This window comes from Streptomyces caelestis, from assembly GCF_001279005.1.
GTDB lineage: Bacteria > Actinomycetota > Actinomycetes > Streptomycetales > Streptomycetaceae > Streptomyces > Streptomyces heliomycini.
Map to the genome: position 1 here is coordinate 77,283 of NZ_LGCN01000096.1, position 12,767 is coordinate 90,049.

Genomic DNA, 12,767 nt, shown 5'->3' on the forward strand with positions numbered 1-12,767 from the left:
AGCGACGACATGACCCGCGCGGTCGTCCTGTTCACCTCGGACCTGCGCCTGCACGACCATCCGCCGCTGCGCGCCGCGCTCGCGGCCGCCGAGGAGGTGGTGCCGCTCTTCGTCGACGATCCCGGCGTGCACGCGGCGGGCTTCGACGCCCCCAACCGCGCCGCCTTCCTCGCCGACTGCCTGGCGGATCCGGACGCCTCGCTGCGCCGCCGCGGCGGCCGGCTGGTCCTGCGCAGCGGCCCGGTCGCGCGGGAGGTCCGCACGGTCGCGGCCGAGTCCGGCGCCACGGAGGTCCACATGGCCGCGGCGGTGACGGGCTACGGCCGGCGGAGGGAGCGACGGCTGCACGAGGGCCTCGGCGCCCACGGCGTGGCCCTCCATGTGCACGACGCCGTGATCACCGCCGTCGCGCCCGGACGGGTGACGCCGTCCGGGCGCGACCACTACGCGGTGTTCACCCCCTACTTCCGCCGCTGGTCCGCCGAGCGGCTGCGGGAGGTGCGCCCGGCGCCGCGCACCGTGCCGGTGCCGGACGGGGTGCGCGGCGAACCGCTCCCGTCCCGCCCGGCTGCCTCCGTCCTCTCACCGGCCCTCCCCGTGGGAGGCGAGAAGGCCGGCCGGGAGCGGTTCGCCCGGTGGGCACGGTCGGGGATGCCCGCGTACGAGGACCGGCACGACGACCTGGCCGGCGACGCGACGTCACGGCTGTCGCCGTTCCTGCACTTCGGCGCCCTGTCCGCGTCGGAACTCGTGCGGCGGGCGCGCGCGCAGGGCGGTCCGGGCGCCGAGGCGTTCGTGCGGCAGCTGTGCCGGCGGGACTTCCACCACCAGGTGCCGGCGGCACGTCCCGATGCGTCCGCACGGGACTACCGCACCCGGCACGACCGGTGGCGGACCGAGGAGGAGGCCGCCGGGGACATCGCGGCCTGGCGGGAGGGCCGTACCGGCTACCCGGTCGTCGACGCGGCGATGCGCCGGCTCCGCCACGAGGGCTGGATGCACAACCGGGCCCGTCTGCTGGCGGCGAGCTTCCTGGCCAAGACGCTCTCCGTGGACTGGCGGATCGGCGCCCGGCACTTCCTCGGCCTCCTGGTCGACGGCGACATCGCCGACAACCGGCTCAACTGGCAGTGGGTCGCCGGCACCGGCACGGACACCCGCCCGCACCGCGTCCTCAACCCGGTCGTCCGGGGACGGCGCTTCGACCCGCGAGGGACCTACGTACGCCGATGGGTGCCCGAACTGCGTGACGTGGAGGACCGTTTCGTGCACGAGCCCTGGCGGCTCCCGCAGGACCGGTGCGCCCGCCTCGGCTACCCCGCGCCCCTGATCGGCCTGTCCGAGGGGCCGGCGCGCTTCGTCCGCGCCCGCGGCCGCGACTGAGAGGGGACGCGGGCGCACCCCGGCCCCCTCTCCCCCGGCTGTGCGCGATCCGTACCGCCGTCGCCACCGTACGGCCGCGGTCGGGCGCGATGTGCGCCACCGCGGGGACGGCCGTTTCAGTCCTCGTGTCCCAGCTGGAGGTCGCGTTCCGTGCGCCCTCCGCCGGCCACCTGGAGCACGGTCGCGACCGGCGGGTAACCGGCGGCGATGACGGTGTACTCGCCCGACGCCAGGTCGACGAACCGGAAGGTGCCGTCGGGTCCGGTGGTGAGGGTGTCGACGACGTTGCCCGCCGCGTCCAGCAGGGTCACGCGCGCCTCCTCGACCGGCCGCCCGCCGCCGGCCCGCACCGTGCCGCGCAGCACCGCGCCGCCGGCCAGCTCGACGTCCTGGCGGGTCTCGCGGGCGGCCTGGACGGTGACGGGGAGGGCGGCCGGGCGGAAGGCGGGCGCGCTCGCGGCGAGCGTGTACTCGCCCGCCACCAGCTCACTGATGACATAGCCGCCCTCCCGGCCGCTGCGGGTGCTCGCGACGACCTCCCCGTGGACGTTGGTGAGCGTGACGGCCGCGTCCCGCACCGGTGTGCCGTCGGCGGTGACGACACTGCCGGCCAGCCGGCCCGCGCCGCCGAGGACGACGTCGAGTTCGACGGGCCGCTCGCCGACGGTCACCGAGACCGCCTGCGGCTGGTGACCGCCCGCGGCGGCGATCAGGACGTACGAGCCCGGGCCGGGGGTGGCCAGCGCGTACCGCCCGTCCTCGCCGCTCGCACCCCGTCCGGTCTGCTGTCCGCAGACGTCGATGAGGGTGAGCGCCGCGCGCGGTACGACGGTTCCGTCGGGGTGCTGCACGGTCCCGCAGACGGGGACGCCGCCGGTGTGGGCCGAACGGGCGTACGGCACGCGTGCGGTGGAGCCGGGTGCTTCCTGCACCGGGTCGGCGGTGGGGGCGTGGTGGGACACCAGTGGTCTCTCCTTGAGGAAGAAGGCGATGAACAGGCCGAGGACGAGCACCGGCACCAGGTAGAGGAAGATGCGCGGCATGGCGTCGGCGTAGGCCTGCACGTAGGCGTCGCGCAGCTCGGGCGGCAGCGCGTGCACCAGCTCGGGGGTGATCGACTCGGCGTCGGGCGGGGTTCCCGCGCCGGCGGGCAGGCGGCCTTCGAGCGCGTCGGTGAGCCGGCCCGCGAAGAGGGTGCCGAAGACGGCGGCGCCGACGCTGCCGCCGATCTGCCGGAAGTAGGTGTGGGCGCTGGTGGCGGTGCCGAGGTCGGCGGGGCGCACGGAGTTCTGCACGGCGAGGATCAGCACCGGCATCACCATGCCGACGCCGGCGCCGAGGACGGCCGTCCAGATGCCGTAGTGCAGCCGGGGGGTGCCGGTCTCCAGACGGGACAGCAGCCACATCCCGACGACGGAGAGGGCGGTGCCGACGACGGGGTGCCACCGGTAGCGGCCGGAGCGGCTGACGAGGTGTCCGGAGACGATCGAGGCGCCGACGATCCCGCCCGTCATGGGCAGCATCAGCAGCCCGGATTCGGTGGCGGAGACCCCGTCGACCATCTGCAGGTACGTCGGCAGGTAGCCGGCGGCGCCGAACAGGGCGACGCCGGTCACCAGGCCCACCAGGCCGGTGACGTTGAAGACGGAGTCCCGGAACAGCCGCAGCGGGACGAGGGGTTCGGCGGCGAGGCGCTCGACGACGAGGAAGAGGGCGCCGGCCGCGACGGCGCACGCGCCGAGCCCCAGGACGACGCGGGAGTCCCAGGCGTACGAGGTGCCGCCCCAACTGGTCAGCAGCACCAGGCAGGTGGAGGCGGCGGCCAGCAGCAGGGCGCCGAGGACGTCGAAGCGGCCCCGGGCGGCCGGCTTGGGGAGTCTGAGCACCAGGGCGACGACGACCATGGTGACGAGGCCGAACGGCACGTTGACGTAGAAGCACCAGCGCCACGAGAGGTGATCGGTGAAGTAACCGCCGAGCAGCGGCCCGGCGACGGACGCGAGGCCGAAGGCGGCGCCGATCAGGCCCATGTACCGGCCGCGCCGGCGCGCGGGCACGATGTCCGCGATGATCGCCTGGACGCCGATCATCAGGCCGCCCGCGCCGACGCCCTGCACCGCGCGGTAGGCGATCAGCTGGTCCATGGTCGACGCGCGGCCCGCCAGCGCGGAGCCGACGACGAACACGAGGATCGCGAACTGGAAGACGCCCTTGCGGCCGAGCAGGTCGCCGAGCTTTCCGTAGACCGGCAGTCCGACGGTGGCGGTGAGCAGGTAGGCGGTGATCGCCCAGGACATCCGGTCCAGGCCGTGCAGCTCGCCGACGATCCGGGGGAGCGCGGTGGCGACGATCATCTGCTCCAGGGCGGCGAGCAGCAGCGCCATCATCAGCGCGAGGAAGACCAGCCGGACCCGGCGCGGGCTCAGGCCCGGCTCGACGACCGGCGCCGGGGGCGGAGGCCCCCCGGCGGGCGGTGCCGTGGCCGGCTCGTCCTGCGTCAGAGTGATCCCGCCCACGTGCCGCTCCCCTCGTCGCACCGCCGGACCGTTCCCGCGTGAAAGCGACAACTACGGGCAAGCACGGTGAGTTACGGGACAGGGAAGGGTCGTGACGAGATCACTCGAAACGGTGAGGAGCCAACTCCGTTGGCTTTACGCGAGGTTGCCGCCCCTCACTTCTCGACCTCCGTGGCCAGCCTGGCCAGCAGGGCGTCGTGGATGCGGGCGAGGCCCTTGGGCGCGAAGGTCCTCTCGAAGAAGCCGCCGATGCCGCCGGCGCCGTCCCAGACGGTGGTCACGACGACGCGGGAGCGGCCGTCACCGGCCGGGGTGACCCGCCAGGTGGTGACCATGGAGGAGTTGCGGTCCTTCTCGACCAGTTCGCCGTCGGTCGGCTCGGTGACCTCCAGGAGGCAGTCGCGGACGCGCTTGCTGGTGGCCTGGAGCTTCCAGTGCACGAGGGTGCCCTCGCCGTCGCCGCCCTCGCGGACCTCGTACTCGCTGTACTGCTCGGGCAGCACTTTCGCGCGGGTGCCGCTGTAGTCGGCGAGGGCGTCGAACACCGTTTCCGCGTCCGCCGCGACGATCCGCTCCGTAGTGGCTTCGACCTGCGCCATCGCTTACCTCCAGGGCATGGGTTCTCAGGGTCGGGGCAAGCCAATCACCCCCGTGCCCGGCCGCCCAAATCGGGGCTTCGGATGTGACCGGGAGGGTGACCGAAGATGTCGTTCACCCGATCAAGGGAACACGTGTTCCCTTCTGTGGCGCAGCGACACCGAGGAGGCGTCATGCGCCGGGAGAACCTCTCACCGGGCTCCGCACACAGCCGGGCCGACACCGCGCCGTTCGACGCGGGGGCGGTCACGACCCGCACCTTCGACATCCCGGAACTCCGCGGCGTTCCCGGCTCGAGCGGCGCCATCCGTATCCGGTGACCCGCCACGAGCGGCTGTACGCGGACGGCGCCTACGCCCCGAAGGGGTACCGGCGCCGCAGCACCCGCCGGGTGCACGAGCCGGCCGAGGAGTACGGCCTCGGCCCCACCGGGACGGGGACGCCCCGCCGGGTCCGCGCCGTCGGGCCCGCCGGGCCGGCCGGGTCCCCGGCGTTCGGGCCGAACCGACTGACGCTCCTCGAGGAGCGTTCGAGCGCATCCGGCGACCCGATCGGGTCAAGAATCAGCGGAACACGTTCGGATGGGGCCCCGCATCGGGACGATGCCGCGTGAACCGCGAGCCCCGCGGTCCGCCGCACCTCCGTCCCGGGAGGACCCCACCATGAGAAAACGCGCAGCCGTGCTGTGCGGTGCCGCCGTCGTCCTGGCCGCAGGCCTCACGGCCGCGCCCGCCGAGGCCGGCTCCCCGCGCGCCGCGAAGACCCCGCACACCGCGAGGCCCGTGTGGAAGGAGTGCGGCACCGACGACTACCCGACGCTGCAGTGCGCGTCCGTCGAGGCGCCGCTCGACCACACCGACCCCGCCGGGCGGAAGATCACGCTCGCGATGTCCCGCGTCCCGCACACCGCAAAGCGGTACCAGGGCCCCCTGCTGGTGAACCCGGGCGGCCCCGGCGGCAGCGGTCTGACGCTCGCCGGGTTCGTCGCGGCGGCGCTGCCGAAGCGGGTGGCCGCCCAGTACGACGTCATCGGCTTCGACCCGCGCGGGGTGGGCGCGAGCGAGCCGGCGCTGGACTGCGCACCGGGCCACTTCGGCCCGGTGCGCCCGGACCCGGTGCCGACCTCGCCCGAGGTCGAACGGGCGAACCTCGCGCGCGTGCGGTCGTTCGCCGCGGCCTGCGGGCGCGAGCACGCCGATCTGCTGCCGTACATCGACACGGACAGCACGGTGCGCGACCTGGACGTGATCCGGCGGGCGCTGGGCGCGGAGAAGCTCAACTACTTCGGGTTCTCCTACGGCACCTACCTGGGCGCCGTCTACGCCAAGCTGTTCCCGGAGCGGGTGCGGCGCCTGGTCCTGGACTCGGTCGTCGACCCCACCGGGGTCTGGTACGACGCCAACCTCGACCAGGACCACGCCTTCAACGACCGCCACCGCGCCTTCATGGCCTGGGTCGCCGAGCACGACCGGGCGTACGGGCTGGGCACCGACCCGGAGAAGGTCGAGGCCACGTGGTACGCGATGCGCGCGGCGCTGAAGAGGGATCCGGCCGGCGGGAAGGTGGGCGCCGCCGAACTGGAGGACACCTATCTCCCGGGCGGCTACTACGACGGCTACTGGCCCTACCTCGCGGAGGCGTTCTCGGCGTACGTGAACGGGCGGGACGCCGAGCCGCTGATCGAGGCGTACGAGAACTTCGGCGCGGGCGACGCCGCCGCCGACAACGGCTACAGCGTCTACACCGCGGTGCAGTGCCGGGACGCCGCCTGGCCGCGTGACTGGCGGCAGTGGCGCAAGGACACCTGGGAGGTGTACGAGCGGGCGCCCTTCCTGGCCTGGAACAACGCCTGGTACAACGCGCCGTGCGCGTTCTGGCCGACCGGGTCGCTGCGGCCGGAGCGCGTCCGCAACGACGAGCTGCCGCCGGTGCTGCTGTTCCAGGCGACGCACGACGCGGCGACCCCCTACCAGGGCGGTGTCACCGTCCACCGGCTGCTGGCCCGCTCCAGCCTGGTGGTCGAGTCGGGCGGCGGCAACCACGGCGTCACGCTGAGCGGGAACGTCTGCCTGGACCGGCATCTGACGGTCTATCTGGCGGACGGGACCGTGCCGCGCGGGGGCGGCGGCGAGGCCGACGCGGTGTGCGCGGCGCTGCCCGCCCCCGAGCCGCTGACGTCGAAGGCGGCGCCGACGTCGTCACGCGGTTCGACGCTGCACGGCCTGCTCGGCTTCCGGAGCTGAGCACCCGACCCGCCGTCGGGAGCGGACTGCCGCAGCCGTGGTCCATGAGGAGCACACGAGCGGATCCCTGCTGCGGCCGATGACCGCGGACGACTGCGACGGTGTGGCGGGGATCCGCGTACGGGGCCGGCGGCACGCCTGCCGGGGGCTCGTCCCGCAGCCGTGTCCCGGCGGCCTCGACATCACGGCGGACGCCGGGCGGCGCCGTACCCGTCCGCGGCACGGCGACGGCGGTGCGGTGAACCTCGTCGCCGAGGCCGACGGCGACGAGCTCGCCGGGTGGGCCGCGTTCGGCCCGTACCGGGACGGCGACGTGCGCACCGGGGACGCCGGATTGGACGCGCTGTGCCCGCCGCCCGAGCGCATCGGCCGGGGCGTGGGACGGACGCCGCTGCGCCGACGCCGGTCACGAGCGCGTGTACCTGTGGGTCCTCGAGGGCGACATCCGCGCCCGCCGTTTCCACGGGCGGGCGGGGTTCGGCGCGGACGGGGCGGGGGAGCCCCTCGAGGTGGACGGCGTGGTGGTGCCCGAGGTGCGGTACGCGCGGGAGCTCACCGGCTGACACCCTCTAGCGCGGCCGGGGGATCCGGGCCAGCGCGTGCACGGCCGCCTCGGCCAGTGCCGGATGGGCGAGGGCGTCGTTGAGCACGGGCTCGGCGCGCGGGTCGCCGAGTTCGCCCAGCCCCTCCACGCAGGCCAGCGCGACCCGGCGGTACGGGTCGTGGGGGCGCAGCCGCCGCCGCAAGGTGGTGATCAGGGCGGGGACCGCCTCGGGGGCGCGCAGCGCGGTCAGCAGGCGGACGGGGTGCAGGGCGTAGGCGACGCGGAGTTCGTTGGTGGCGAGGGCGGCGGCGGCGCGGGCGGTGCGCGGGTCGCCGAGGCGGGCGAGGGCGTGGGCGGCGGCGGCGCAGCGCGGCGGGTCGCGGTGGTTGAGGAGCAGCACCAGCGTCTCGAAGGCCCGCCGGTCCCCCGCCGCCCCCAGCCGGAACGCGGCCAGTTCCCGCGCCCACAGCGGCTGCCCGGCTTCGGTGAGGACGTCGGCCAGGGTGTCGAGGTCGTCCGTGGCCAGGAGACGGTCGTACGCCGTCGATCCGCCCGACTCCGCCCGTAAGCGCTCCGTGAGCGCTCGCAACTCTTCGTCCATGGTGCAGAGGTTAGGGGGTGTGCGGGGCCGCTCGGGACGTACCTCACAAAACCGGGGGCTGGTGCGCTCGTTACCCGCGAGTTAAGCTCGGATGAGCGAGTTACCCGCTCGCGATCCTCCTCATGGCGGTCTGGTGACGCGGCCGCCCTGAGGGGCAGTCGGTTCGGTACCCCGTGTACCGCGGTACGGCTCGGCCCCGGGACAGGGCCGGCCGGACAGGCCGTCGTTCACCGACGGCACCGGGCGTGTGCGCTCGCAGCCCGGACCACACCCGCACCCCGTACGCACCCGGTGCGCCCTTCGGCGCACCGGGGCGCGTTTCCCGTCGTCACCCTCATTCCTGGAGTCCCGCGATGGCCGCTCCCCTCTCCGACACCCCTCTGTCCCCGCTCCGGACCGTCGCCGTGGTCGGCCTCGGCACGATGGGCACCGGCATCGCCGAGGTCCTGGCCGGCGCCGGCCGCGACGTCATCGGCATCGACGTCAGCGAGGCCCAGGCCGCCCGGTGCGTCGCCGCCCTGGAGGCCTCCACCGCCCGCGCCGTGGAGCGCGGCCGGCTGACCGAGGAGCGGCGCGCGGACCTCCTCGCCCGCGTGACCACCTCCACCGACCTCACGGCGGCGGCCGACGCCGACCTGGTGATCGAGGTGGCGCCGGAGTCGTACGAGATCAAGCAGCAGATCCTCCGTGAACTCGACGGGATCGTGCGGCCGGACACCCTTCTGGCGACCGGTACCAACGCCCTGTCCGTCACACGTCTCGCCGCCGACTCGGCCCGCCCCGAGCGGGTGCTGGGCATGCACTTCTTCAACCCGGCGCCGGCGATGAGGCTGGTGGAGGTCGTCTCCTGCGTGCTGACCGCCCCCGCGGCGGTCACCGCGGTCACCGATCTCGCGCTGGACCTGGGCAAGGAGCCGGTGGCGGTCGGCGACCGGCCCGGATTCGTCGCCGACGGGCTGCTGTTCGGCTACCTCAACCAGGCCGCCGCGATGTACGAGGCCCACTACGCCTCCCGCGAGGACATCGACGCCGCGATGCGGCTGGGCTGCGGGCTGCCCATGGGCCCGCTGGCGCTGCTCGACCTGATCGGCGTGGACACGGCGCGCACGGTGCTGGAGGCCATGTACGCCGAGTCCCGTGACCGGCTGCACGCCCCGGCCCCGATCCTCAAGCAGCTCAGCGAGGCGGGCCTGACGGGCCGCAAGGCGGGGCGCGGTTTCTACACGTACGAGGCGCCCGGCGGCAAAACCGTCGTGCGCGACGCCCTCACCCCGCTCGGAGACGTCTTCGCGACCCCCGGCCGTACGGTGCGCTCGGTGGGCGTCGCGGGCTCCGGCACCATGGCCTCCGGCATCGCCGAGGTCTTCGCCAAGGCGGGCTACGAGGTGGTCCTGGCCGCCCGCAGCGCGGAGAAGGCGCAGAGCGCCAAGGCCCGGATCGGGAAGAACCTGGCGCGCTCGGTCGACAAGGGCCGGATGACCGCCGAGGCCGCCGCCCAGGCCCTGGAGCGGGTGCGGCCGACGGGCACGTACGACGACTTCGCCGACGTCGATCTCGCGGTCGAGGCGGTGGCCGAGGACCTGGAGGTCAAGCGGCAGCTGTTCGCGACGCTGGACAAGGTCTGCAAGCCGGGCGCGGTCCTCGCCACCACCACCTCCTCCCTCCCGGTCGTCGCCTGCGCCCGTGCCACCTCGCGCCCGCAGGACGTGATCGGCATGCACTTCTTCAACCCCGCGCCGGCCATGAAACTGGTCGAGGTGGTGCGCACGGTGCTGACCGCCGACGACGTGCACGCCACCGTGCGCGAGGTCTGCGGCACGATCCGCAAGCACGCCGTGGACTGCGGCGACCGGGCCGGGTTCATCGTGAACGCGCTGCTGTTCCCGTACCTCAACAACGCGATCAAGATGGTGCAGGAGCACTACGCGTCCCTCGACGACATCGACGCCGCGATGAGGCTGGGCGGCGGCTACCCGATGGGCCCGTTCGAACTGCTCGACGTCGTCGGCCTGGACGTCTCGCTCGCCATCGAGAAGGTGCTGCACCGCGAGTTCCGCGACCCGGGGCTCGCACCGGCGCCGCTGCTGGAGCACCTGGTGGCCGCGGGCTGCCTCGGCCGCAAGACCGGCCGCGGCTTCCGCGAATATGCCAAGCGCTGAGCGGCGTCCCGGCGACCGGTTCGAGGACGGCGCGAAGTGGGGCGGACTGCTGGACCCCGACCGGTTCCCGCCACCGGCCCGCGGCGCCCCTCCCCCGCCCGGTGGGGGCGGGGGAGCCTCCGGTCACGCGCACCGAGCTGCGCACATGCAGTACGTTCAGGGCATGTCCCAGCCCGCCAAGTCCGCACGTACACCCGCCACGACCGAGCCGCCGGAAAGCTCCGCAGGCTCCCGTGCCGCCGCCCAGCGGCTCAAAATGCGCCGGGAACTGGCGGCCGCCGCGATGGAGCTGTTCGCGACCAAGGGGTACGAGGCGACCACCGTCGACGAGATCGCGGCCGCCGCCGGGGTCGCCCGCCGCACCTTCTTCCGCCACTTCCGCTCCAAGGAGGAGGCGATCTTCCCCGACCACGACGACACCCTGGTGCGCGCCGAGGCGGTGCTCAACGCCGCCCCCGCGCACGAGCATCCGCTCGACACGGTGTGCCGCGGCATCAAGGAGGTCATGAGGATGTACGCGGCGCGGCCGGAGATCTCCGTCGCCCGCTACCAGCTGACGCGCGAGGTGCCCACCCTGCGCGAGGCGGAGATCGCGTCGGTGGCGCGGTACGAGCGCCTGTTCACCCGCTATCTGCTCGGTCACTTCGACGAGCACGCGCACGACGACGACGCGGGCGACGACCCGCTGCTGGCGGAGGTCGCCGCGTCCGCCGTGGTCACCGCGCACAACCACGTGCTGCGGCGCTGGCTGCGGGCCGACGGGCAGGGCGACGTGGAGGCCGAGCTGGACCACGCCTTCGCGATCGTCCGCAAGACCTTCGGCAGCGGGATCATGGCGGGCCGGCGCACCGCGCCGCCGAAGCCGCCGGCCGCCACGGCGTCCGCGCACGGCGAGGTCCTGGTGACGGTCGCCCACGTGGACGCCCCGCTGGACGAGGTGATGCGGACCATCGAGCAGGCGCTCAAGGAGCGCTGAACCGCCGCCGAGGAGCACGGAACAGCCTGCTCGCCGCTGTGATGACGGCCACCCCACCGGGTGGCCGTTTTGCCATGTCAGGGGCGCTTTTCCCACCTGTCTCCGGGCCGTTTCGATCGATCATCGCTCATCTGATGGGTAAAGATTTCACCTGAGCCAAGGTTCTGGCACGCAGTGCCTTGCCGGATGACACGGCGTGCCATACGTTGAAGGTGTCCGGGCGAGTCCCGGCGGGCCCGCCGCCCGCACGCCCGGACGCCTGCGTCACAGGCAACCTCCCGCGCACACCAAGCGCCGCCGAAGCACCACCGCCGGACCGACGGCATCCCCCGACCCCTCAGCAGCACACCGACGTACCCCTCAGCGCCCCTCCCTCAGGGCGCTCACCGCCGGAGGCAACACCGTGACCGTGAAGGACATCCTGGCCGCGATCCAGTCGCCCGACTCCACGTCGGAGGACTTCGCCGCCCTGCCGCTCCCCGAGTCGTACCGCGCGATCACCGTGCACAAGGACGAGACGGAGATGTTCGCGGGCCTCGAGACCCGCGACAAGGACCCCCGCAAGTCGATCCACCTCGACGACGTGCCGGTGCCCGAACTGGGCCCGGGCGAGGCCCTGGTGGCCGTCATGGCCTCCTCGGTCAACTACAACTCGGTGTGGACCTCGATCTTCGAGCCGCTGTCGACGTTCGGCTTCCTGGAGCGCTACGGCAGGCTCAGCGAGCTCACCAAGCGCCACGACCTGCCGTACCACATCATCGGCTCCGACCTCGCGGGCGTGGTGCTGCGCACCGGCCCCGGCGTCAACGCCTGGCGGCCCGGCGACGAGGTCGTCGCCCACTGCCTCTCCGTCGAGCTGGAGTCGTCCGACGGCCACAACGACACGATGCTCGACCCCGAGCAGCGCATCTGGGGCTTCGAGACCAACTTCGGCGGCCTGGCGGAGCTCGCACTGGTGAAGTCCAACCAGCTGATGCCGAAGCCGGACCACCTCAGCTGGGAGGAGGCCGCCGCGCCGGGCCTGGTCAACTCCACCGCCTACCGGCAGCTGGTGTCCCGCAACGGCGCCGGCATGAAGCAGGGCGACAACGTCCTCATCTGGGGCGCGAGCGGCGGACTCGGCTCCTACGCCACCCAGTTCGCGCTGGCCGGCGGCGCCAACCCGATCTGCGTCGTCTCCAGCGACCAGAAGGCGGACATCTGCCGGTCGATGGGGGCCGAGGCGATCATCGACCGCAACGCCGAGGGCTACCGGTTCTGGAAGGACGAGAACACCCAGGACCCGAAGGAGTGGAAGCGCTTCGGCAAGCGCATCCGCGAGCTCACCGGCGGCGAGGACATCGACATCGTCTTCGAGCACCCCGGCCGCGAGACCTTCGGCGCCTCGGTCTTCGTCACCCGCAAGGGCGGCACCATCACCACCTGCGCGTCGACCTCGGGCTATATGCACGAGTACGACAACCGCTACCTGTGGATGTCCCTGAAGCGCATCATCGGCTCGCACTTCGCCAACTACCGCGAGGCCTGGGAGGCCAACCGGCTGATCGCGAAGGGCAGGATCCACCCGACCCTGTCGAAGGTGTACCCCCTGGAGGACACCGGCCAGGCCGCCCACGACGTGCACCGCAACGCGCACCAGGGCAAGGTCGGCGTGCTGTGCATGGCGCCCGAGGAGGGCCTGGGCGTGCGCGACCGCGAGAAGCGCGCGCAGCACATCGACGCCATCAACCGCTTCCGGAACATCTGAG

The 12,767-nt window shown here is 73.5% G+C and carries 9 protein-coding genes and 1 pseudogene; 7 read left to right on the forward strand and 3 right to left on the reverse strand.

Translation table 11 applies throughout. The features are described from left to right. Positions 1-9: 9 nt before the first annotated feature. Positions 10-1,383: a cryptochrome/photolyase family protein gene (locus ADK41_RS09705; RefSeq protein ID WP_030819158.1), complete on the forward strand. Its 1,374-nt coding sequence runs from the start codon at positions 10-12 to the stop codon at positions 1,381-1,383. A 116-nt stretch (positions 1,384-1,499) separates the two neighbouring features. On the opposite strand, the gene ADK41_RS09710 is transcribed toward ADK41_RS09705, so the two are convergent. Continuing rightward, on the reverse strand, positions 1,500-3,899 hold the full coding sequence (locus ADK41_RS09710; RefSeq protein WP_030819161.1) for an MFS transporter: 2,400 nt from the start codon (positions 3,897-3,899) through the stop codon (positions 1,500-1,502). A 155-nt stretch (positions 3,900-4,054) separates the two neighbouring features. Then, positions 4,055-4,498, reverse strand: coding sequence for an SRPBCC family protein (locus ADK41_RS09715; protein WP_030819163.1), 444 nt, complete (start codon positions 4,496-4,498; stop codon positions 4,055-4,057). Between the two features lie 171 nt (positions 4,499-4,669). Here ADK41_RS09715 and ADK41_RS41615 point away from each other — a divergent pair, with 171 nt between their 5' ends. The 3 genes and pseudogenes from ADK41_RS41615 (at position 4,670) to ADK41_RS09730 (ending at position 7,302) form a co-directional block, all read left to right on the forward strand. Continuing rightward, positions 4,670-4,816 (forward strand): hypothetical protein, encoded by a 147-nt coding sequence (locus tag ADK41_RS41615; protein ID WP_158717618.1) that lies wholly within the window; start codon positions 4,670-4,672, stop codon positions 4,814-4,816. Positions 4,817-5,158: 342 nt separating this feature from the next. Next, a complete protein-coding gene (locus ADK41_RS09725; protein WP_030819167.1) occupies positions 5,159-6,739 on the forward strand; it encodes an alpha/beta hydrolase in 1,581 nt (526 codons plus the stop codon). Between the two features lie 79 nt (positions 6,740-6,818). Beyond that, a pseudogene (locus ADK41_RS09730) lies at positions 6,819-7,302 on the forward strand (GNAT family N-acetyltransferase). Between the two features lie 6 nt (positions 7,303-7,308). On the opposite strand, the gene ADK41_RS09735 reads toward ADK41_RS09730, so the two are convergent. Continuing rightward, positions 7,309-7,884, reverse strand: coding sequence for an adenylosuccinate lyase (locus ADK41_RS09735; RefSeq protein WP_030819169.1), 576 nt, complete (start codon positions 7,882-7,884; stop codon positions 7,309-7,311). 353 nt (positions 7,885-8,237) lie between these two features. Between ADK41_RS09735 and ADK41_RS09740 the strand changes: the two genes are divergently transcribed. The 3 genes from ADK41_RS09740 to ccrA all read left to right on the forward strand — a co-directional run bounded on the left by ADK41_RS09740 (position 8,238) and on the right by ccrA (position 12,766). Further along, entirely contained in the window at positions 8,238-10,043 is a 1,806-nt protein-coding gene (locus ADK41_RS09740; RefSeq protein WP_030819171.1) for a 3-hydroxyacyl-CoA dehydrogenase family protein, read from the forward strand. Between the two features lie 163 nt (positions 10,044-10,206). Next, on the forward strand, positions 10,207-11,019 hold the full coding sequence (locus tag ADK41_RS09745; RefSeq protein WP_030819173.1) for a TetR family transcriptional regulator: 813 nt from the start codon (positions 10,207-10,209) through the stop codon (positions 11,017-11,019). Between the two features lie 403 nt (positions 11,020-11,422). Beyond that, complete coding sequence (ccrA, locus tag ADK41_RS09750; protein WP_037803260.1) at positions 11,423-12,766, forward strand: crotonyl-CoA carboxylase/reductase; 1,344 nt, start codon at positions 11,423-11,425, stop codon at positions 12,764-12,766. Position 12,767 lies beyond the last annotated feature (1 nt).